Genomic DNA, 20,739 nt, shown 5'->3' on the forward strand with positions numbered 1-20,739 from the left:
TTAACTTCCTCTTACTACAACAATAATTGCTGTTATTACAATATTTAAAAGAGCCAATGGAATTAATACTTTCCACCCTAACATTTGTAATTGGTCATATCTAAATCTTAATACTGTCCATCTAACCCAAATATAAACAAATGCCATCATAAAAAATTTAATTAAAAAAGTCCCAATTTGAATTACAGCAGTTGCTATATTAACACCATTTGTTCCTAGTCCTGTTATTAAAAAAGAGATTAATACAGCCATAATAAAAATAGCTAAAGACCAAAATATAAAAGTTAAAATTTTTGTCTCTTTTTGTCTTGATTTATCTGAACCTACTGTTTTATTATTCTTTTTCATCCATTTTGTAAGTATAAATATTTTTATTGGAAGAAGTAGTATAATTGCTAGAATTACATAATTTATATTACTTTGAATAGCTTGAGTATCTAACCAAGGAATTTGATAACCACCGAAAAACAGAGTTACAATTATTGCACTAGAAGCACTCATAGCTGAATATTCACCAACTTGAAATAAACCAAATCTCATTGCACTATATTCAGTATGATAACCAGCAACTAATTCTGATTCTCCTTCTGCTAAGTCAAAAGGTGCTCTATTTGTTTCTGCAAAGGCACAAATAATAAAAATTATAGCTGCAAGTGGTTGTATAAATATACCCCACATTGGAATCACACCTAAATAAGTTCCAGCTTGAGCATTTACAATATCTGTTAAATGAATTGAACCATAAGATAAAAGCATTGATATTATGGCTAAACCCATCGCTGCTTCATAAGATATAACTTGAGCAGATGCTCTAATTGAACCTAAAAGTCCATATTTACTTCCAGAAGAGTAACCTCCAAGAATAATTCCATAAACAGATAATCCTGCAAAGGCTAAAAACCACATTATTCCCAATTCATTTGGGATTGCTTGCATTATATTTTCTTTTCCATCAATTACTAAAACATCAGCATAAGGAATAGCTGCAAAAGTTAAAAAAGAACACATAAATACAATAGCTGGAGCAATTGTAAAGAAAAATTTGTATTTAATATGTGAAGGAGTGAAATCTTCTTTAAATACAAGTTTTAGCATATCTGCAAAACTTTGTATTACGCCACCTAATCTAAATGGTCCAATATGACATCTATTTGGTCCACTTCTGTCTTGCATAAAAGCAGATATTCTTCTTTCCCACCATACAAAAACCGGAGTTAGTCCAACTGCTAGAATAACAGCTATAACTATATTTGCAATTATGATGATTATAGATGAAGTACTCATAGAGTTCCTTTTTCAATCATAGATTTTAAATCTTCTATTATTGTTGTTATAGTTTTCATTGGATTATTTTTATTCATTTTTGAAATAACTTTTTGTTTAAATCCATCATTATTTATATAAGTTCCTGATTTTTCATAAAATGAAGCTACTGGAATTGCAATATTTGAATGGTTTATAGTTTCACAATTATGACTAAATAAAGATATTACTTTTTTATTTTCTAATAGATTTAGGTTTTTATCAAAATAATTATTTTCTACAATAAATACTAATGAAGCATTATTCAAAGCAGTTTCAAAATATTCTTTTGTTTCATCTATTTCCAATTGTTTAAATGATGCTCTGTTCGTCGTTTTATCATTTGTTCTTAAATAATCATCTCCAAAATCTTTATCTATCGTATTTGGAGAGTATCCTGAAATTTGAACATTTAATTTTGAAGTTAAATTTTTTACATTTAACATCTCTTCATATGAAAGATTTGCACTTAATACAAATAAAATATTTTTATTTGTTGTAAGTTCTTTAAAAACATTTGTAATAGTTGTATTAACACTTGTTGGATTCTTATCAATTAAAGGATTTTCAAATCTATTTTCACTTTCGTTTGTATAAGATAATCTTCCTTCATCACACATAAACCAACCATTGATAGCTTTATTAACTCTAGGTCTAAATCTGAATATTTGGTCATCTTTATATTTTTCTTTTCTATGATCAACATAAATATTACAACCTTTTGAACAACCATTACAAATTGCATCAAAAGTTTCTAAAAACCAAACTCTTTGTTTGAATCTAAAATCTTTGTTAGTTAAAGCTCCAACTGGACAAATATCAATAACATTCATAGCATAAGGATTATTTAGTGGTCGACCTGGAAATGTTCCAATAACTGAATGGTCAGCTCTACTAATAACTCCTAATTCATGAGTTTTAGTAATATTTGCACAAAATCTTACGCATCTCGTACAAAGTACACATCTTTCTTGATCAAGCATTACATTTGAACCTAAGTCGATTCTTTTTCTTGCATGATTTTTATTTTCAAGATTTACTCTCGAGTCATAAAATCCTGATTCCATGTAATAATCTTGAAGTTTACATTCTCCTGCTTGATCACAAGTAGGACAATCAATTGGATGATTAATAAGTTCTAGTTCTAAAATATCTCGTCTAACTTTTTCGATATTTTCACCTTTAGTTCTTACAACCATTCCATCTTTCACAGGAGTGTCACAGGCGATTTGAGGTCTTTTTTGACCTTCAATCTCAACCATACACATTCTACAATTTCCATCTTTACCAAGTGCTTGGTGATAACAAAAATGAGGAATATGTATATTTTCATCCAATAATTTATCAATCAACAAGCTACCCTTAGCAGCTTGCATTTGTGCTCCATTGACTGTTATATTAATCATTTCACCCATAAATTGTCCCCTTACACTAAAGTTAATATTTTTCTTAGTTACCTGTATATAATTGTCTTGGTCTTGCTATTTTGTGTTTAGGATCTTGTTTTAATTCTGACCATTGCGCTAACCATCCTGGAGTTCTACCAATAACGAAGATTGGAGTAAACATTTCAACAGGAATTTTAAGTGCAGTTAAAATTACACCTGAATAGAAGTCAATATTTGGATATAAACCTCTTTCTTTAAAGTAATCATCACTTAATGCAGCTTGTTCAACAGCATGAGCAATATCTAATAATTTAGAATCAAGTTTTAACTCTTCTTTTAATTTATCTTGTAAACCTTTTAATGTTTCAGCTCTTGGATCTCTATTTTTATAAACTCTGTGACCGAATCCCATTAATCTAAATGGATCATTTTTATCTTTTGCTTTTGCAATATAAGTTGGTACATTTTTAACATCACCAATTAATCTTAGTTGATCCATAACTTTTTCATTTGCTCCACCGTGAGCTGATCCCCAAAGTGCAGAAATACCAGAAGCAATTGCAACATAAGGGTGAGCTTCTGTTGAACCTACGTTTCTTACAGTTGTTGTAGAAGCATTTTGTTCATGGTCAGCATGTAAAGTTAAAATTGCATCTAATGCATCGATTTCAACTTGTTTTATTTCATCATTTTGTCCATTTCCTAAATATTTCATTCTTCCACCTGGATATGCTCTTAACATATATAAGAAGTTTTCAGTGAAATATCTATTTACATCTGGATAAATAAGTGGTGTACCAATTGAATTTCTATAAGCCATTGCAGCAATTACTGGCATTTTAGCTAAAATTCTTCTTCTCATCATTTTGAAAGCATCTTCATCTTCTAAATGTAAATGATCTTTATAAAATGCAGCAAGAGCCATTGTTGCAGCTCCCATTGTAGCCATTGGGTGAGCACCATCTGGTAAAGCGTCAAATAATCTAATAATTCCTTCATTTAAAAATGATCTATGTCTGATTTCTAAATCAAAGTTTTTTGAAGCCTCAGGAGTTGGAAGTTTTCCTCTCATTAATAAATAAGAAACATCTAAGAAAGAGTGTTTTCCTGCAAGATCTGTAATATCATAACCTCTATATCTTAATTCAGAATTTTCACCATCAATAAATGTGATTTTTGATTCGCAAGAAGCAGTTGAAGTATAACCTGGGTCATAAGTAAACATTCCAGAATCTTTATAGAATGTAGAAATATCTACAACGCTAGGTCCTCTTGTACCATCAATAATATTATATTCATATGATTTGCCATTTCTGTTATCAGTTAATGTCATTGTATTTTTTGTCATAATTTCTCCTGTTATTTAGTTAATTTAGTTTTTAAAATATATATTAAATTCGTGAGGGAATTTTTTTACAATACTCTCAATTATATCTTTCACTGCTGGTGCAAAAACACAAACAGTTTTTCCATTCATAGTGTTACACACATCAAGTATTGTATTTAAATCCTCTTTTGAACCATCACCCTTTAAGATTTTTTTCAAAATCTTATCTATCCAGCCGGTACCCTCTCTACAAGGTGTACATTGACCGCAAGACTCATGGTGATAGAACTCTATCAAATTTTTAGCTACATCAACCATAGATGTATCTTCATCAATAACTATCATTCCTCCTGTACCTAAAGTTGAACCAATATCCCACATAGATTCATAATCTAATACTGCTTTTTGAACTTCATCAGCAGTTAAGATTGGACAAGATGAACCTCCAGGGATAATTGCTTTTAATTTTTTTCCTTCAATCATTCCTCCACCTACTTGGTTTAGAAAATCAATCATTTTATTTCCATAAGCCATTTCATAAACACCTGGATTTTTTACAGCTCCTGAAATTGCAAATAGCATAGTTCCTGGGGATTTTTCTGTTCCATATTTTGTATAACCAATTGCTCCATTTTCAACAATATTTGGTACAGATGCTATTGTCTCTACATTATTAACAGTTGCTGGATTATCGAAAAACCATTCACATTCTTTTCCTGCAGGTTTTAGTCTTGGATGACCTCTTTTACCTTCTAAAGATTCAATTAATGCAGATTTTTCTCCACAAATATAAGCTCCACCACCTCTATGAACTGTAATATCAAGTTTAAAATCATACTTATCCATGATTTTATCACCAATAATTTTCTTTTCGTAGGCTTCTTTTATCGCTTCATTTAATCTATCAATAAAAAATTTGTATTCACCTCTTATATAAATATAAGCATGATGGGCATTTATTGCATAACAAGTACAAATAATTCCTTCAATTAAAAGATGTGGGTCATATTGAAAAATTTGTCTATCTTTGAAAGTTCCTGGTTCTGATTCATCTCCATTTACTATTAGAAAAGCAGGTCTTGGGTCATTTTTAGGCATTAATTCCCATTTTGGTCCACATGCCGCTCCACCACCACCTTTTCCTCTTAGACCTGACTTTGTAACTTCTTTTATAACATTATCAGGAGTCATAGTAAAAAGTTTATCTATTGAAGAGTATCTTCCATTTACAAGGGCAACTTCTAATTTATGAGAATTTGGAATGTCAAAATTTTTGCTTACAATTTTTGTTATCATTTTTTGCACTCCTTGATTAATTCATCAACTTTTTCTATAGTTAATTTTTCATGGTATTCACCATTTAAAGCAAACATCGGAGCTCCACCACAAGCTCCCATACATTCAACTTCGCTTAAATGAAATAATCCATCAGCACTTGTTTGCCCAGCTTCAATTCCAATAGTTTCTTTTATATAGTTTTTGATTTTTTGTGAACCGCATAACATACATGAAAGAGTTTTACAAAGTTCAATATGATGTTTTCCTATTGGTTTTAAATTAAACATAGTATAAAAAGTTGCAACTTCATAAACTTGAATAGGAGTTTTTCCTAATTTTTCAGCCACATAAATCATAGCTTCAGGACTTACCCAACCAATTTGCTCTTGAACTAACCATAAAGCTGGTAGCATACAAGAGTCTATTTTTGGGTATTTTGATACATATTCTTGAAATTTAATTTCATTTTCAGCAGTATATTTAAAAGTACTCATTATCTATCAAACTCCCCTGCAATAAAATTCATACTAGCCATTGTAACAACAGCATCTGCCAACATTCCACCTTCAACAATTTTTGAAAATGCTGCAAGGGAATAAAAACATGGAGGTCTACATTTAACTTTATAAGGTTTCCCACTTCCATCACTAACAATAAAGAATCCTAATTCTCCATTTGCTGCTTCAGTTGATGAATAATATTCACCTTTTGGAACTTTGATACCTTCAAAAGTAAGTTTAAATTGGTTCATTAAACCTTCAATGTTTCCATAAACATCTTTTTTACTAGGTAACAAAATTCCAGGTGCATTTACATTTATTGCACCACTTGGAAGTTCTTTCATTGCTTGTCTAATAATTTTAATTGATTGTCTCATTTCTTCAAATCTACACATCATTCGATCATAAACATCACCATGACTTCCTATTACTATGTCAAAATCAAAATTCTCATAACCATAATAAGGTTTGTCTTTTCTCAAATCATGGGCAATACCAGTAGCTCTTAAATTTGGACCTGTTATTCCATGTTGTAAAGCAAAATCAGCTTTTATAACTCCCACATCCTGAGTTCTATCAAGAAAGATTTTGTTATGAGCTATTAAAGATAAAGCATCATCAATCGCTATTTCTGTTTCTTTTAGAACATTTGCTAAATCTTCATCAAATCCTTTATACAAATCAAATTCTAAACCACCAATTCTTGTATAAGTATTTGTAAGTCTTGCCCCTGTTAATTTTGATAATAAATCATAAGCCATATCTCTTGGTGCAAATAGATACCAAAAGTTTGTAAGTCCACCTAAATCTACCATATTTGCTGCATTACAAACTAAATGATCAATAATTCTGCTTAATTCACCAATAATTATTCTAATCATTTTAGCTCGTGCAGTAATATCGATATTTAACATCTCTTCAACAGCTTTTGAATAACCAATATTATTTAAAATGGCACTACAGTAATTCAATCTATCTGTATAAGGAATAACTTGAGAATAAGTATGATTTTCGCAAGCTTTTTCAAATCCTCTATGTAAATAACCAATTTCTGTTACACAAGCAGTAATTGTTTCACCTTCCATTGCAACAAAATTTCTTATTGTTCCATGTGAAGCTGGATGAGATGGTCCAACATTTAGAAGCATTAAATCATCTATATCTTCAGGTGTATAACCTTTTTGCTTTAATAAAGGATTCATCTCATCCATTAAATCTTCAGTATGAGTACAAATTTGTCCTTTTGTAATTTCATAATCTTTTCTTAAAGGATGACCTACAAACTGATGATGGTTTAATACTCTTTTTAAATTTGGATGACCTTTAAATCTTATTCCATATTGGTCATAAGCTTCTCTTTCTGCCCAATTTGCAGCACTATATAAATAACAAAGAGAATCAACTTCTAAAGTATTATCATCTATATAAGTTTTTATAGAAATTTGATTTTTAAATGAAGCATCTCTTAATATATAAACTACAGCAAATCTTGATGGTGTAATATCTGGAAATTTTAAATAATCAATTATTGTTATGTCTAATAAAATAGTATAATCTTTTTCATTCTTTAGTTTAGAAATAGTAGATTTAATATCTTTAGAATCAATTAATAAATCACATTTAAGCATCTAAAATTCCTTTATACTCTTTGATTCTATCTTTAATAATTGATTCATCATTTGCTTTTTCTTGAATTCTCATAATAGCATCAAGAACTGCTTCTGGTCTTGGAGGACAACCTGCAATATATTCATCAACAGGAATAATTTCATCTATTCCTTGTAAAGTTGTATAGTTATCATAAAATCCGCCAGAACAGGCACATGCTCCCATAGAAATAACCCATTTAGGTTCACACATTTGTTCATATATTTTTTTCAAAATAGGTGCTTGTTTATATGAAATTGTTCCAGCAACAATTAGTAAATCAGCTTGTCTGGGAGAAAATCTTACAACTTCTGCTCCAAATCTTGATAGGTCATATCTTGAGCCAGCAACTGCCATAAATTCAATTCCACAACAGGCTGTTCCAAAAACCATTGGCCATAAAGAATATGATCTTCCCCAATTAATAGCATGGTCAAGTCTAGTTGTAACTATAGAATCCCCAAGTTTTGATTCAACTCCTAATCCCATGATAGTGCCTTTTTCTTGTAAAGATAAATTAGTCCAGCGAATAACAATCCCATAAATATAAACATTTTAAAAAGTCCAAAATAACCTAACTCTAAAATATTTATAGCCCAAGGAAACATAAAAATTATTTCCACATCAAATAATAAGAAGGAAATAGCAACCAAATAAAACTTCACTGAAAATCGGATATTAGTTGTTCCAATTGGACTTGTAACTCCACTTTCATATACACTATTTTTCATTTCTGAATTTTCATTTTTTGGACCAATAAACCTAGTAAGAACAAATACTGCAACAAGTATAAGTCCTATGGTCACAAAAATAACAGAGGCTAGAATTAATTCAGTTGACATTTTTCCCCCTATTTATTTAATTTTATTAAATGATTGTACACAAATTTATAATACATTATAAAGTTTTTCAGATATTTGTAAACATTAATCTATATAGTGAGAAAAAATGTAATACTTTGCTATTTTTTTGCTACTGAAACTCTTTAGATAACTGATTTAATGCTATCTCTAGGGCATTTTTACTAAGTGCTACATTTAGTCTAAAATATTTATTTCCATTGCTACCAAAAGAAACACCATCATTTAGAGCAATTTTTGATTTTGTTAATAATATGTTTTTAATTTCATTATGAGAAAGATTATATTTTGAAAAATCAAGCCATACAAGGTATGTTGCTTCGGGAATTTTAAAATCTATTTTTATACTGTTTTTTTCAAAATAATTTTTTGTAAAATTCATATTTGATAAAAGATATTTTTTCAACTCTTCTACAAAAATAGCTCCATTATCATAAGCTGTTTTTGTTGCGATATATCCGAAAAAGTTTATTGATTGGATTTCTCTCTTTTGGGCTATTTTTTTAAATTTATTTAATAAATCTTGATTTTTACTTATTGCATAAGCACTATTTAGACCTGCAATATTAAAAGTTTTTCCAGCACTATTTAAAGTAATTGTTTGATTTGCAATCTTTTGTGAAATAGATGCAAGCGGAGTGAATTTTTTGAATGTAATGTCCGAGTGAATTTCATCTGAAACAATTATAATGTTGTGTTTGATACAAATGTTTGCGAGTTTTTCAAGTTCATCTTTACTCCAAACTCGACCAACTGGATTGTGTGGAGAACATAAAGCTAGGATTTTTGTTTTAGAAGTTATCTTTTTTTCTAAATCATCTAAATCCATAGTGTAATAACCATTTTCATCTTTTTTTAGTTCATTTACAACTACTTTTCTATTATTTGCATTTACACATTTAAAAAGTGGAGGATAAATTGGAGTTTGAACTATTACTTCATCATTTTCTTCACTAAAGGCTTCAATACAAGCACTATAAGCTGGAACTACACCATTTATCATATAAATGTCTTCTTTATTTATTTGCCAATTATGTTGTGTATTTTGCCAATTAATTATTGATTGATAAATCTCATCACTATCAATGCTATAACCGTAAAGTGAATTTTTGGCTGCGTTTATTATGGCATCATTTATAAAACTTGGAGTTTTAAAATCCATGTCTGCAACCCAAAGTGGATTTAAGTCCTCATATCCAAAATATTTTTTTAAACCATCATATTTTGCACAATTAGTATTTTTTCTATTTATTTCTTCATCAAAATTGTATTCAATATTATTAAGCATATTCAAAACCCCTATTATAAACTATTTTTTATTGATAAAATGATATAAGATTTATACTAATTACCTCATTAGAGGTATAATTTGAGGGAAAAATGAAAGAAGCAATTGAACTATTAAAAAAACATGATTTACTAAAAATTATTGATGATGAACTTGATATTTATTTAGAAATCCCGCATATTGCCTATATTGAAGTTAAAACAGAAAATTCTAAGGCGATTTTATTTACAAATCCAGTTGATAGAAAAAACAATAAAAAATTCGATATTCCAGTACTTATGAATGTATTCTGTAATGAAAAAGCAGTTGAACTTTTTATTGGTGATGGGGATAAAATAGGGCGAGAAATAGAGTCATTATTAAAAATGAAACCGCCAACAACTTTTAGTGAAAAACTTTCAACTTTTGGAAAACTTTTTGCACTTAAAAACACAATTCCAAAAAAATTAAAAGGAAAAGGCGAGTGTCAACAAATCATAAAACTTGGTAGCGATGCAAAACTTTCTGATTTACCAATTCTTACAACTTGGGAGCAAGATGGTGGTCCATTTATTACTATGGGGCAAGTTTATACAACTTCTTTAAATGGAGAGCTAAAAAATCTTGGAATGTACAGACTTCAAGTTTACGAAGATAATACTTTAGGACTTCACTGGCAAATTCATAAAGACTCAAATCACTTTTTCCATGAGTATAAAAAAGCTGGTAAAAAAATGCCAGTAAGTATTGGAATTGGAGGAGACCCAATGTATATTTGGTGTGGACAAGCGCCTCTACCAATTGGTATTTTTGAACTTATGCTTTATGGTTTTGTAAAAAATAAAAATGCTGAGCTTGTAAAATCAATTACAAATGATATTTATGTTCCAAAAGATAATGACTTTATTATTGAAGGTTTTGTTGATCCTTCAAAAATAAGAATTGAAGGACCTTTTGGAGATCATACTGGATATTACACACTTGAAGAAGAGTATCCTTTTATGGAAATTACTGCAATTACAAGTAAAGCTAAACCTACATTTTTAGCAACGGTTGTTGGAAAACCACCTTTAGAAGATAAATATATGGGACATGCAACGGAGAGAATATTTTTACCACTTTTAAAAACAACTGCTCCTGATTTAATTGATTATTATATGCCTGAAAATGGGGTTTTTCACAATCTTATTATGGCAAAAATCAAAACTTTATATCCAGGTCACGCAAGCCAGATGATGCACGCATTTTGGGGTGTTGGACAAATGAGTTTTGTTAAACATGCTATTTTTGTAAATGAAGATGCACCAGATTTAACAAATCATCAAGAGGTTATAAAACACATTTTAAATAGATTAAATGTTGAAGATATGTTAATCTCAAAAGGTGTTGTTGATGCCCTTGACCATTCAAGTCCAAAATTTGCAGTTGGTGGAAAACTAGGACTTGATTGTACGGGTGATGAAATAGAAGAGTTGGGAATTACACTTTTAGATGATGAGGTTTTATTGTCTAAAATGCAAAATATTTCAAGTGAAATAAAAGCTTTAAAACAATATTTTCTTGATACAAAAAATCCAATAACAGTAATTAGTGTAGAAAAAACAAGAAATCAAAAATATCTATTTGAAGAGTTAAAACCACTTTTTGAATATATTAAAATTTTAATTATTGTAGATGATGCTAAGAATGATGTAACAAATGAATATATGCTTGTTTGGAGAGTTTGTAATAATATAGATTCAAATAGAGATTTATTTATTGATGGTCACACTATGTGTTTAGATGCAACTGATAAAAATGCTCATGATAATTTCAAACGAAGATGGCCTGATGACGTGGATTGTACAAAAGAGGTAATTGAGTCTTTAAGAAAGCGAAAAATTATTGATGTAAGTGATGAATTTATAAAAAAATTCTATTTATAAAAAAGAGGAGAATTCCTCTTCTTTTTTAAATAACAGGTCGATTTAATCTCATAAAATAAAGTGATGGTAAAGCAAGACCAAAACTAATAGCCCCCAAAATTGATACCGCTTTTAATCCATTTTCAATAAATATTTCTATTAATTCAGGTGTTACTCCATGGCTATTCATATCAACTAAAGAAATCATTGCAGAAAATGCAAAAGTTCCTGGAATCATAGGAATAATAGATGCAACTGTATAAACAGGTCTTGGAATTAAATATTTTCTTGACCAATATAAAGCAATAATTCCTATAAAAGTTGAAGCTATAAATGTAGAAATTTCAATGCCAAGCCCTAAATGTAAAAAGATAGTTCTAGTTATATAAGTAATTGCCCCACCAAATGCACAATAAATTAAAGTATGTTTTGGAACATTAAAAACCATAGCAAAACCAACAGAAGCGATACTTGCAAAGATTGCTTCAAGAATCATTTTAATTATTAAATCAGTCATTTACCAACCTTTTATATTTAAAATAGCCATTGCTATGATAATTCCAATTGATGTGGCAATTGTGAGTAAAATTCCCTCCATCCAACGACCCCAACCCATCATTAAATAACCTTTTAAAGCATCTAAAAAAGAGTTTATAAATGAAAATCCAGGGGCAAGTAATAAAACACTTGAAGCAAGGGCAATATTTGGAGTAGAACTTAACCCATTTATTTGAGAAATACTTGCGATTAGTGTTGCTGTAAAAGCAGTGACACCAAAGGTTATGATTAAAACAAATCTTTTTCTTGCTAATTCTTGTCTAACAAACATTGCAGTTGATGATGCAATTAATGTTATAAAAAATGCACTCCAATCACCACCTTGTAAATATGAAAATGAAGCACAAGCAAGTCCAACCATAAAAACAACAAGCCATCTATTATAATAGTTTGGTTCAATATCTTTTAGAGCTTTTACTAAATAGTTTACATCATATTTTTGTTTTTCTATGTTTATTACTATTTTTTGTATTTCACATACGATTGACATATTTATGGGTTTATGATGAACTCTTCTTGTTGTTGTAACACATTGGCTATCGTGAAGTGTTGTTAAAACTATTGCTGATGGAATTAAAGATATTTCAACAGAATCAATTCCTAATGCATGTCCAAGTCTTTGAGCTGTTTGTTCTATTAAAATACTTTCTGCACCAAATTCCGACATTAAAACAGCAGATTTGATAATAGTTCTTGTGATTAGTGATTGTTTTTGGTAATTTAAGTCTTTCATCTTTTCTTTTTTCTTATAAATTTGTTGTCATTATATCAGATTGGTGTGTAAAATTTGTGATAATTTAAAAGAGTTTATTGGATATAATCAATACTTTAAAGGGATAAATTGAAAAAACTAACAACATATTACACAAATAAAAATATACTTTTTAAAGAGATTAAACAAATAACTCCAAAAGAGTTAGATTCAAGAAAAAAAATAGATATTTATGCAGGAACAACAGTTGATTCAAAATTTTATGCAATATTTATAGTTGATTCAAAAAGTAGATTTATAAGAAAAAATGCCGATGATTTAATGGAACTTTGTGAGAAATTATCAACATATTTAGACCATAACTTTAAGAAAAAAGAGTTATTGATAAGTAGTCCATTATGCTCAAAAGCAAAAGAGTATTTAAAACAAAATGATTGGAGTGTTAGAGTTGATTTTATGTGATATTGGAAATACAACTTATCATTTTTTGATAAAAGGCAAACATAAAAAATATTTTTTAGATGAAAAAGTTCCAAAATTTGATGAGGAAATTTATTTTGTTTCTGTAAATGAAAAAGCTACTAAAAGACTACTTAAAAAAAATCCTCACGCGAAAAATATAAATAAACTTCTAACCTTTCAAACTTCATATCTAGGACTAGGAATTGATAGGGCTCTTGCTTGTTCTTTTCAAGATAATTGTGTGATTGTTGATGCTGGAAGTGCAATAACTGTTGATGTTATGGAAGAAGGTGTTCATAAGGGTGGATTTATACTTTTGGGATTGAGAAGATTTATGAAAAGTTATCCAAAAATATCAAAAAAATTAAAGTTTGAGTTTGAAAAAGAGATAAATTTAGATAAAATACCGCTTTGCACGAAAGATGCTATACAATATGCTATGTTAAAATCTATCATTTTACCAATCAAAGAAGTAAGTTTAAATAAGAATATTATATTCACTGGTGGTGATGGAGAAGTTTTGAGTAAATATTTTGAAAATAGCACATATAAAAAAGATTTAATATTTGAGAACATGAAAAGGATTATTGATGCTAACAATTGCATTGCCTAAGGGAAGAATTGCTGAGGAAACTTTAGATAAATTTGAAAAAGCTTTTGGTGAAAAGTTTATTTTTGAAGATAGAAAATTAATACTTGAAAAAGCTGGATTTAGATTTTTAAATGTTAGAAATCAAGATGTACCAACTTATGTAATGCATGGCGCTGCTGATTTAGGTGTTGTAGGACTTGATGTTCTTGAAGAAAAAGAGTACGACTTAATCAAACTTCTTGATTTACAACTTGGAAAGTGCAAAGTCGCTTTTGGATTAAGAAAAGGTGAAGAGTTAAATTTCAATAAAAGTAAAATCACAATTGCTACAAAACATGAAGTAATTGCAAAGAAATTTTTTGAACAAAAAGCAATGGCTGTTGAGATTATTAAACTTTATGGCTCTATTGAACTGGCACCTCTAGTTGGGCTTTGTGATTGTATTGTTGATATTGTTGAAACTGGTGAAACAATGAAACAAAACGGACTTGAAATTGGACCAACAATAATGGAAAGTTCAGCTCATCTAATAGCAAACAAAAACTCTTTTTATGCTAAAAAAGATTTAATTTTAGACTTAAAAGAAAGAATAGAAGCACATATATAATGGGATTGGATTTATACGCAAAAGTTGAGCCTTATTTAGATTTTGAAGAAGAAGTTTATATTTTACATAGAGAATTTTTACGATTTGTAATGGTAAATGAACTTGATAATATAATTGATATTGGTTGTGGTCAAGGATATTTTTTAGAGAATCTAAAAGTAAATAAAAAGAAATATTTTGGAATTGATTTAAGTGCTGAACAAATAAAAGTTTGTGAAACTAAAAATCTAAATGCAAAAGCAATAGCTTTATCTGAAGTAAAAGAAAAATTTGATTGTGCAACTGCTATTTTTGATGTTTTAAATTACATTCCAAAAAAAGAGTTAAAACAATTTATCAAAGAAACAAATCTTGTTTTAAATCAAGGTGCTTATTTTATTTTTGATGTAAACTCACTTTTCGGATTTGAAGAAGTTGCTCAAGGATGTATTACTATTGATGTTGAAGATAAATTTATTGCTATTGATGCAAACTTTGAAAACAATAAACTTCAAACAGATATTACACTTTTTGAAAAACAAGAAAATGGAATGTTTTCAAAAGAGAGAGATTCAATAATCCAAGAGTATCACTCAAAAGAGTTTTTAACAAAACTTCTAAAAGAGTGTGGTTTTGAAATTCAAGAGATAAAAGAGTTTAATTTACATACAGACGAACATGCTGATAAATTAATCTTTATTTGTAAAAAAATAGCCTAATACAAAATACTCAAACTTTTGTGTTAGAGCAAAATGCCAACACAAAGGTTTGACTTATGATGATTTACCCACAATTTTTTAATAAAATCCCAACAATAAAACTACAAGATGGTTTAGCCTCTTTTTTAGGTGCTTTTGAAGATGGAGTAATTGAATTTTCATATTTAGATGTTGTAAAAAGTGCAGGACATTCGTGTCCTACGGTTTTAGGAGCTTATCTTATGACGCTTAAAGGTTTAGAAGCCTTATATGAAAATGAAATTCCCAAACGTGGTGAAATTATTGTTGAGTTTAAAGAAGCCCAAAATATTGCAGTTGCGGGAGTAATTGGAAATGTGATTATGAATATCACAGGAGCAACAACTACAAATGGATTTAAAGGACTTGCTGGAAAATTTGATAGAAACCATTTAATGAAATTTGAAAAAGATATAAATGGTGCAAGTGTTAGATTTACTAGAATAGATACTTTAAAAAGTGTAGATGTTTTTTATGATGCTTCAAGTGTAAAACCCCATGAAGATATGAATTTTTTAATGCAAAAATCTCTTCAAGGAAATGCTACAAATGAAGAAAAAAAAGAGTTTGCTAAACTTTGGCAAAAACGAGTTGAAGATATATCAAATAATATAAATGAAGTTATAAAAATAGATATAAAAGGATAACTTTTATATCTATTTTATTTAGATTAAACCAACAGCATCTCTAATAATTTCCATTTTAGCAGCTGCAATTTTTCTAGCTTTTTGCGCTCCAAAAGCTAATATTTCTTTTACTTCTTTTTTATTGTTTAAGTAATATTCTCTTTTTTCTTCATAAGGTGCGAAATATTCATTTATTTTTTCAAGTAGAGTCATTTTAAAATGACCATATCCTTCACCTGGAGTTGCATATCTTTTTTGCAAATCTTTTAATTCATCTTCATTCATAAATAGTTTACATAAAGTATAGATATTACAATTTTCCCACTCTTTTGGCTCATCTAATTCTCTTGAGTCAGTAACAATTCCCATAACTTGTTTTTTTCTTTGTTTTGCACTTGTAAACATATCAATTGTATTGTTATATGATTTAGACATTTTAGCTCCATCAGTTCCAGGAACTGTAGCTACCACTTCATCAACTCTTGATTCAGGTAAAACAAAAATCTCTTTTCCATAAGCGTGATTGAATGAAGTTGCAATATCTCTTGTCATCTCAACGTGTTGAATTTGATCTTTTCCTACAGGCACAATATTTGAATCAAATAGTAAAATATCAGCAGCCATTAAAACAGGATATGAAAATAGACCATGACTTGCAACAATTCCACGTGCTGTTTTATCTTTGTAAGAATGAGCTCTCTCTAATAGTCCCATAGAAGTGTGATTTGATAATAACCAGTATAATTCAAGAACCTCTTTTACATCGTGTTGTACCCAAAATGTTGATTTTTCTGGGTCCATTCCAAGTGCTAAAAAGTTAATTGCTGCTTCATAAGTATTATTTTCTAAAGCCTCTTTTTCTTTCACCGATGTTAAAGCATGATATGATGCTAAAAATGCGAAAAGTTCACCTTCATTTTGTGACTCTATCATTTTTTTTACCATACCAAAATAGTTTCCTATGTGTATTGTCCCTGATGGTTGAATACCTGATAAAATTCTCAAATCATAATCCTTATTTTTTTGGCGCATTATATCAAAAGTAACTAAAAAATCAGTATTTTAAATCCAATAAGGATTAAAACAATTCCACCAAGAAGTTCAGCTTTTGTTTCGTATTTATCTCCACCTTTTTGCCCAATATAAACACCTAAAATACTGAATAAAAAAGTTATTATTCCAATAAGAAATAAAGATAAATAAACATTTAAATCAAAAAGATGTAAAGTAAATCCAGCAGCCATAGCATCAATACTTGTAGCAATTGCTAAAGTTAATAAAATTTTATTTGATATTTTTGTTATCTCTTCTTCAACATTTTCATTTAAGGCTTCATATATCATTTTCCCACCAATGATTACTAATAAGACAAAAGCAATGATGCTATCATATCCTTGAATATACTCTTTTAGTCCAATTCCTCCAAGGTAACCAATAAATGGCATTAATGCTTGAAAAATACCAAAAAATAATCCAGCTTTTAATGCTAAGATTTTTATATCACCTTTATTTTTTATTCCAAGCCCAATAGAAACAGCAAAGGCATCCATACTAAGCGCAAATGATAAAATTAGAACTTCTAACATAATTCCCCTTTTTATATAAAGGCGGGATTATAACTAAAATTAAGAAGATAAAAGCTGAAAATATAAATAGAAAATCATATAGATTTAAAATAGTCACTATCAATTTTTGTAAATATTAAGTCTATTTAATATACCATATAGGGGTATACTATATAAAGGAATAATAATGGCATATTGTTGTGATGTTGAAAGAAAAAAATTACAAAATAGAATTAGCAGAATACATGGTCAAGTACATTCATTAAAGAATAAATTTAATGATGAAAATTTTAAATTAGAAGAAGATCCATATGAAACAATTAGACAATTAACAGCAATTAAAGGTGCTGTTAGTGGAATGATTAGTTCTTTTATCGAACATTATGCTAAAGGTCATATGATAGAGAGTATAAGGAATGCTTCAACTTCTGAAGCAGAAGCTCAAATTGATAATTTATTAGAAATAATAAAAGTTTATGGAAAATAAAGGATAAAAAATGGGAAATTGTAAATTTGGTTTAAATGAACATAAACCTTTTTTAGGAAATAAAGAAAAAAATCATCATAATCACGAAACAAATAAACTTAATTTTAAACAAAACGATATGTCTTCGTATAAAGAACATAAATTTTCATTTAATAAACCTAATGAACATGAAAAGAATGAATATAGTTGTGGACATGACCATGGTACAAGTGGACATTCACATGATCATAGAGGAACAGATAAAAAAGTTTTAAAATGGGCTTTAGGTATTACTTTAATTACAATGTTTTTAGAGTTTTTTTATGGATTTTTATCAAACTCTTTGGCTTTAATTTCAGATGCAATTCATATGTTTACACACTCTTTTGCTTTGATTATTTCTTTAGTTGCTATAATAATTGCAAGTAAAAAAGCACCAATATCTAAAACTTTTGGATTTTACAGAACTGAAGTATTAGCTGCTTTTGTAAATGGGATTACAATTATTTTATCTATTGCTTGGATTGTTTATGAAGCAGTTGAGAGATTTTTTAATCCTCAAATAATTGATATAAAAACAGCAATGATAGTTGCAGTTATTGGGCTTGTTATAAATATCATAACAGGTGTTATTTTGATGCAAGGTGATAAAGATAATATTAATCTAAAATCAGCCTTTGTTCATATGTTAAGTGATGCCTTATCTTCGGTTGCAATTATTATAGGTTATGTGGTTATATATTTTACTCAATGGTATTTTATAGATATTATTTTGGCAGTTATTGTGGCAATTGTTATTTCTAAGTGGGCAATTGATATTTTGAAAAATTCTATTAATACTTTAATGGAAAGTTCACCTTTAGATATTACAGAAGTGAAAGAATTTATTGAAAGACATAAAGAAGTTTTAGAATTACATGATATTCATATTTGGGAAATAACTCAAGATATGTACAATATGACAGCACATGTGAAAATAAATAAAAAATCTTTAGAAAATTATGAACAACTTTTACATGAAATAAATCATCAATTAAAAGATAAATATAAGATAGTTCATACAACTTTTCAGTTTGAATGGGAATAATTTAGCAAAAGAAAATTCTAATCTCTTTATGATACAATTCCCGAAATTTTTAAAAGGAGATAATATGGCAGCTGTAATAGTTGAAAAAGCATGTGGTTGTTTTAGAAATTCAGATTTCGAACAAGAAACACACTTTGCTTCAATTGATGAAGCTTTAGAAAAAGCAAATGAAATGTGTATAATTATGAATGAAGATTTTTGCCACAAACACAGATTTAAAACAGAATATGTTGATGGTAATGTAATGATAAAAATGGAAATGAACGGATAAATTTAACTTATCATCTAATCTCTTTGTAGAGTTTTTTTAGCTACAATGCACAAAAAAATAAAACAAAGAGCAAAGATGATAGATATAAAACTACTACAAAAAGATTTTGATTATGTTGTAACAGCTTTACAAAAAAAAGGTGTTGATAACGAACTACTAAATAACTTAAAAATTCTTGCATCTAATACAAAACAAAAAAGACAAGAGATGGAAGATGTAACAGCTGAGCAAAATGTTCTTTCAAAAGAGTTTGGAAGATACAAAAAAGAGAACTTAGATATCACATCTTTACAAGAAAATATAAATAATCTTAAAAATAAAAAACAAGAATTAGAAGAAGAAGTTCGAGTTTTAGAAGAAGAGTTAAACTCTATCATTTTAGGTGTTCCAAATATGCCAGATGAGTCAGTTCCTGTTGGAGCTGATGAAAATGAAAATGTTATTTTAGAAGTAGTTGGGCAAAAACCAACTTTTACTTTTACTCCAAAAGAACATTGGGATTTAGATAATAATTGGATTGATTTTGAAAGAGGTGTAAAAATCGCAAAATCAAGATTTGCAGCTTTAAGAGGTGATGGAGCAAGACTTGAGAGAGCTTTAATAAATTATATGCTTGATTTTAACAGAGAAAGAGGATTTAATGAGTGGTATGTTCCATTTATGGCAAATTCAAATACTCTTTTAGGAACTGGACAACTTCCAAAATTTGCTGATGATTTATTTAAGATTGAAGGTGAAGATTTATATCTAATTCCAACTGCTGAGGTTTCATTAACAAATCTATTTAATGATGAGATTTTAGAAGAATCAGAACTTCCAATGTTACTTACTTCTTATACTCCTTGTTTTAGAAAAGAAGCAGGAAGTGCAGGGCGAGATACAAGAGGATTAATTAGACAACATCAATTTGATAAAGTTGAAATGGTAGCAATCACAACTCCTGAACAATCTGTTGAGGTATTTGAAAAAATGGTATCTTGTGCATCTGATTTATTAACTTCACTTGGACTTGCTCACCAAAAAATGCAATTATGTACTGGTGATTTAGGATTTAGTGCAGCTGTTACTATTGACTTAGAAGTTTGGTTACCTGGACAAAATAAATATAGAGAAATTTCATCTATTTCAAATACAAGAGATTTCCAAAGCAGACGAGCAAAAATCAGATATAAAGATGCAAATAAGAAAAATATTTTAACTCACACTTTAAATGGTTCATCTTTAGCTGTTGGAAGAACTTTAGTAGCTATTATGGAAAATTATCAAAACGAAGATGGAAGTGTTAGAATTCCAGAAGTTCTTAAAAAATATATGTAATATAAAATAAAGCAAATAAAAAAGGGAGAAGTTGGCTAACTTCTCCCTTTTTTTATTTAGGATTTCGAGTTTTGTAAAAATAGTTTATAAATATATAAAATAAAACTCTTTATTTTTTGGAAGGAATAAAAAAAGAAGCTTCATCTTAAAAAAAAGTTTACAAAAGTAAAAGTTTTAACTAAGGAGAGATAAGCAGATGAAACCTCTTATTTGTGAAATTATACATACTTAAAACTTAAGAAATGCTATTTTAATGCTACGATTATAAATAAAATCTTAAATTTTTT

General features: G+C 28.7%; 23 protein-coding genes. 10 read left to right on the forward strand and 13 right to left on the reverse strand.

What is annotated here, in order from left to right; all coding sequences use genetic code 11:
• The 9 genes from ASUIS_RS01980 to ASUIS_RS02020 form a co-directional block, all read right to left on the reverse strand.
• The gene (locus ASUIS_RS01980) at nucleotides 1-1,284 is read right to left on the reverse strand and encodes a complex I subunit 1/NuoH family protein (protein ID WP_118885473.1); all 1,284 of its coding nucleotides are present in this window, start codon (nucleotides 1,282-1,284) and stop codon (nucleotides 1-3) included.
• Nucleotides 1,281-2,717, reverse strand: a complete 1,437-nt coding sequence (locus ASUIS_RS01985; protein WP_118885474.1) for a 2Fe-2S iron-sulfur cluster-binding protein — start codon at nucleotides 2,715-2,717, stop codon at nucleotides 1,281-1,283. Before ASUIS_RS01985 ends, ASUIS_RS01980 begins: the two co-directional genes overlap by 4 nt.
• Before the next feature lie 34 nt (nucleotides 2,718-2,751).
• Nucleotides 2,752-4,038, reverse strand: a complete 1,287-nt coding sequence (locus ASUIS_RS01990) for a citrate synthase (protein ID WP_118885475.1) — start codon at nucleotides 4,036-4,038, stop codon at nucleotides 2,752-2,754.
• A 24-nt stretch (nucleotides 4,039-4,062) separates the two neighbouring features.
• Nucleotides 4,063-5,313 carry an NADH-quinone oxidoreductase subunit NuoF gene (gene nuoF / locus ASUIS_RS01995; RefSeq protein ID WP_118885476.1) on the reverse strand — a complete coding sequence of 417 codons (1,251 nt, stop codon included), beginning with the start codon at nucleotides 5,311-5,313 and terminating at the stop codon, nucleotides 4,063-4,065.
• Nucleotides 5,310-5,789: an NADH-quinone oxidoreductase subunit NuoE family protein gene (locus ASUIS_RS02000; RefSeq protein ID WP_118885477.1), complete on the reverse strand. Its 480-nt coding sequence runs from the start codon at nucleotides 5,787-5,789 to the stop codon at nucleotides 5,310-5,312. Before ASUIS_RS02000 ends, nuoF begins: the two co-directional genes overlap by 4 nt.
• Complete coding sequence (locus tag ASUIS_RS02005) at nucleotides 5,789-7,423, reverse strand: NADH-quinone oxidoreductase subunit D (protein ID WP_118885478.1); 1,635 nt, start codon at nucleotides 7,421-7,423, stop codon at nucleotides 5,789-5,791. Before ASUIS_RS02005 ends, ASUIS_RS02000 begins: the two co-directional genes overlap by 1 nt.
• On the reverse strand, nucleotides 7,416-7,931 hold the full coding sequence (locus tag ASUIS_RS02010) for an NADH-quinone oxidoreductase subunit B (protein ID WP_118885479.1): 516 nt from the start codon (nucleotides 7,929-7,931) through the stop codon (nucleotides 7,416-7,418). Before ASUIS_RS02010 ends, ASUIS_RS02005 begins: the two co-directional genes overlap by 8 nt.
• Nucleotides 7,922-8,284, reverse strand: a complete 363-nt coding sequence (locus ASUIS_RS02015) for an NADH-quinone oxidoreductase subunit A (protein WP_118885480.1) — start codon at nucleotides 8,282-8,284, stop codon at nucleotides 7,922-7,924. The genes ASUIS_RS02010 and ASUIS_RS02015 overlap by 10 nt, the downstream gene beginning before the upstream one ends.
• 130 nt (nucleotides 8,285-8,414) lie before the next feature.
• Nucleotides 8,415-9,590, reverse strand: coding sequence for a MalY/PatB family protein (locus ASUIS_RS02020; RefSeq protein WP_226799959.1), 1,176 nt, complete (start codon nucleotides 9,588-9,590; stop codon nucleotides 8,415-8,417).
• A gap of 92 nt (nucleotides 9,591-9,682) precedes the next feature.
• On the opposite strand from ASUIS_RS02020, the gene ASUIS_RS02025 reads away from it, so the two are divergent.
• On the forward strand, nucleotides 9,683-11,494 hold the full coding sequence (locus ASUIS_RS02025) for a menaquinone biosynthesis decarboxylase (protein ID WP_118885481.1): 1,812 nt from the start codon (nucleotides 9,683-9,685) through the stop codon (nucleotides 11,492-11,494).
• 25 nt (nucleotides 11,495-11,519) lie between these two features.
• Here ASUIS_RS02025 and ASUIS_RS02030 read toward each other — a convergent pair whose 3' ends face one another.
• Both ASUIS_RS02030 and ASUIS_RS02035 read right to left on the reverse strand, forming a co-directional pair.
• On the reverse strand, nucleotides 11,520-11,990 hold the full coding sequence (locus ASUIS_RS02030; protein ID WP_118885482.1) for a threonine/serine exporter family protein: 471 nt from the start codon (nucleotides 11,988-11,990) through the stop codon (nucleotides 11,520-11,522).
• The gene (locus ASUIS_RS02035; RefSeq protein ID WP_118885483.1) at nucleotides 11,991-12,764 is read right to left on the reverse strand and encodes a threonine/serine exporter family protein; all 774 of its coding nucleotides are present in this window, start codon (nucleotides 12,762-12,764) and stop codon (nucleotides 11,991-11,993) included.
• 108 nt (nucleotides 12,765-12,872) lie between these two features.
• Here ASUIS_RS02035 and ASUIS_RS02040 point away from each other — a divergent pair, with 108 nt between their 5' ends.
• The 5 genes from ASUIS_RS02040 to ASUIS_RS02060 are packed head-to-tail and all read left to right on the forward strand — an operon-like array spanning nucleotide 12,873 to nucleotide 15,767.
• Nucleotides 12,873-13,205, forward strand: a complete 333-nt coding sequence (locus tag ASUIS_RS02040) for a hypothetical protein (protein WP_118885484.1) — start codon at nucleotides 12,873-12,875, stop codon at nucleotides 13,203-13,205.
• A complete protein-coding gene (locus tag ASUIS_RS02045) occupies nucleotides 13,174-13,818 on the forward strand; it encodes a type III pantothenate kinase (RefSeq protein WP_118885485.1) in 645 nt (214 codons plus the stop codon). The genes ASUIS_RS02040 and ASUIS_RS02045 overlap by 32 nt, the downstream gene beginning before the upstream one ends.
• The gene (hisG, locus tag ASUIS_RS02050; RefSeq protein ID WP_118885486.1) at nucleotides 13,796-14,404 is read left to right on the forward strand and encodes an ATP phosphoribosyltransferase; all 609 of its coding nucleotides are present in this window, start codon (nucleotides 13,796-13,798) and stop codon (nucleotides 14,402-14,404) included. The genes ASUIS_RS02045 and hisG overlap by 23 nt, the downstream gene beginning before the upstream one ends.
• On the forward strand, nucleotides 14,404-15,102 hold the full coding sequence (locus ASUIS_RS02055) for a class I SAM-dependent DNA methyltransferase (protein ID WP_118885487.1): 699 nt from the start codon (nucleotides 14,404-14,406) through the stop codon (nucleotides 15,100-15,102). Before hisG ends, ASUIS_RS02055 begins: the two co-directional genes overlap by 1 nt.
• A 59-nt stretch (nucleotides 15,103-15,161) precedes the next feature.
• On the forward strand, nucleotides 15,162-15,767 hold the full coding sequence (locus tag ASUIS_RS02060; RefSeq protein WP_118887619.1) for an FmdE family protein: 606 nt from the start codon (nucleotides 15,162-15,164) through the stop codon (nucleotides 15,765-15,767).
• 18 nt (nucleotides 15,768-15,785) lie between these two features.
• On the opposite strand, the gene trpS is transcribed toward ASUIS_RS02060, so the two are convergent.
• Nucleotides 15,786-16,751 carry a tryptophan--tRNA ligase gene (gene trpS / locus ASUIS_RS02065; RefSeq protein WP_118885488.1) on the reverse strand — a complete coding sequence of 322 codons (966 nt, stop codon included), beginning with the start codon at nucleotides 16,749-16,751 and terminating at the stop codon, nucleotides 15,786-15,788.
• Nucleotides 16,752-16,792: 41 nt separating this feature from the next.
• Nucleotides 16,793-17,332 carry a manganese efflux pump MntP gene (locus ASUIS_RS02070; protein ID WP_118885489.1) on the reverse strand — a complete coding sequence of 180 codons (540 nt, stop codon included), beginning with the start codon at nucleotides 17,330-17,332 and terminating at the stop codon, nucleotides 16,793-16,795.
• 166 nt (nucleotides 17,333-17,498) lie between these two features.
• Here ASUIS_RS02070 and ASUIS_RS02075 point away from each other — a divergent pair, with 166 nt between their 5' ends.
• The 4 genes from ASUIS_RS02075 to serS all read left to right on the forward strand — a co-directional run bounded on the left by ASUIS_RS02075 (nucleotide 17,499) and on the right by serS (nucleotide 20,452).
• Nucleotides 17,499-17,798, forward strand: a complete 300-nt coding sequence (locus tag ASUIS_RS02075) for a metal/formaldehyde-sensitive transcriptional repressor (protein WP_118885490.1) — start codon at nucleotides 17,499-17,501, stop codon at nucleotides 17,796-17,798.
• 10 nt (nucleotides 17,799-17,808) lie between these two features.
• Nucleotides 17,809-18,864, forward strand: a complete 1,056-nt coding sequence (locus ASUIS_RS02080; protein WP_118885491.1) for a cation diffusion facilitator family transporter — start codon at nucleotides 17,809-17,811, stop codon at nucleotides 18,862-18,864.
• Between the two features lie 64 nt (nucleotides 18,865-18,928).
• Nucleotides 18,929-19,135: a hypothetical protein gene (locus tag ASUIS_RS02085; protein WP_118885492.1), complete on the forward strand. Its 207-nt coding sequence runs from the start codon at nucleotides 18,929-18,931 to the stop codon at nucleotides 19,133-19,135.
• Nucleotides 19,136-19,210: 75 nt separating this feature from the next.
• Nucleotides 19,211-20,452 carry a serine--tRNA ligase gene (gene serS / locus ASUIS_RS02090; RefSeq protein ID WP_118885493.1) on the forward strand — a complete coding sequence of 414 codons (1,242 nt, stop codon included), beginning with the start codon at nucleotides 19,211-19,213 and terminating at the stop codon, nucleotides 20,450-20,452.
• The last annotated feature ends 287 nt before the right edge of the window (nucleotides 20,453-20,739 follow it).

It is taken from the genome of Arcobacter suis CECT 7833 (assembly GCF_003544815.1).
In the GTDB taxonomy this organism is placed as follows: Bacteria; Campylobacterota; Campylobacteria; order Campylobacterales; family Arcobacteraceae; genus Aliarcobacter; species Aliarcobacter suis.

Coding starts and splice junctions, on each gene's coding strand:
- ASUIS_RS01980 (WP_118885473.1), bottom strand. CDS start 1,284: ATGAGTACTTCATCTATAATCATCATAATTGCAAATATAGTTATAGCT.
- ASUIS_RS01985 (WP_118885474.1), bottom strand. CDS start 2,717: ATGGGTGAAATGATTAATATAACAGTCAATGGAGCACAAATGCAAGCT.
- ASUIS_RS01990 (WP_118885475.1), bottom strand. CDS start 4,038: ATGACAAAAAATACAATGACATTAACTGATAACAGAAATGGCAAATCA.
- nuoF (WP_118885476.1), bottom strand. CDS start 5,313: ATGATAACAAAAATTGTAAGCAAAAATTTTGACATTCCAAATTCTCAT.
- ASUIS_RS02000 (WP_118885477.1), bottom strand. CDS start 5,789: ATGAGTACTTTTAAATATACTGCTGAAAATGAAATTAAATTTCAAGAA.
- ASUIS_RS02005 (WP_118885478.1), bottom strand. CDS start 7,423: ATGCTTAAATGTGATTTATTAATTGATTCTAAAGATATTAAATCTACT.
- ASUIS_RS02010 (WP_118885479.1), bottom strand. CDS start 7,931: ATGGGATTAGGAGTTGAATCAAAACTTGGGGATTCTATAGTTACAACT.
- ASUIS_RS02015 (WP_118885480.1), bottom strand. CDS start 8,284: ATGTCAACTGAATTAATTCTAGCCTCTGTTATTTTTGTGACCATAGGA.
- ASUIS_RS02020 (WP_226799959.1), bottom strand. CDS start 9,590: ATGCTTAATAATATTGAATACAATTTTGATGAAGAAATAAATAGAAAA.
- ASUIS_RS02025 (WP_118885481.1), top strand. CDS start 9,683: ATGAAAGAAGCAATTGAACTATTAAAAAAACATGATTTACTAAAAATT.
- ASUIS_RS02030 (WP_118885482.1), bottom strand. CDS start 11,990: ATGACTGATTTAATAATTAAAATGATTCTTGAAGCAATCTTTGCAAGT.
- ASUIS_RS02035 (WP_118885483.1), bottom strand. CDS start 12,764: ATGAAAGACTTAAATTACCAAAAACAATCACTAATCACAAGAACTATT.
- ASUIS_RS02045 (WP_118885485.1), top strand. CDS start 13,174: ATGATTGGAGTGTTAGAGTTGATTTTATGTGATATTGGAAATACAACT.
- hisG (WP_118885486.1), top strand. CDS start 13,796: ATGCTAACAATTGCATTGCCTAAGGGAAGAATTGCTGAGGAAACTTTA.
- ASUIS_RS02055 (WP_118885487.1), top strand. CDS start 14,404: ATGGGATTGGATTTATACGCAAAAGTTGAGCCTTATTTAGATTTTGAA.
- ASUIS_RS02060 (WP_118887619.1), top strand. CDS start 15,162: ATGATTTACCCACAATTTTTTAATAAAATCCCAACAATAAAACTACAA.
- ASUIS_RS02070 (WP_118885489.1), bottom strand. CDS start 17,332: ATGTTAGAAGTTCTAATTTTATCATTTGCGCTTAGTATGGATGCCTTT.
- ASUIS_RS02075 (WP_118885490.1), top strand. CDS start 17,499: ATGGCATATTGTTGTGATGTTGAAAGAAAAAAATTACAAAATAGAATT.
- ASUIS_RS02080 (WP_118885491.1), top strand. CDS start 17,809: ATGGGAAATTGTAAATTTGGTTTAAATGAACATAAACCTTTTTTAGGA.
- ASUIS_RS02085 (WP_118885492.1), top strand. CDS start 18,929: ATGGCAGCTGTAATAGTTGAAAAAGCATGTGGTTGTTTTAGAAATTCA.
- serS (WP_118885493.1), top strand. CDS start 19,211: ATGATAGATATAAAACTACTACAAAAAGATTTTGATTATGTTGTAACA.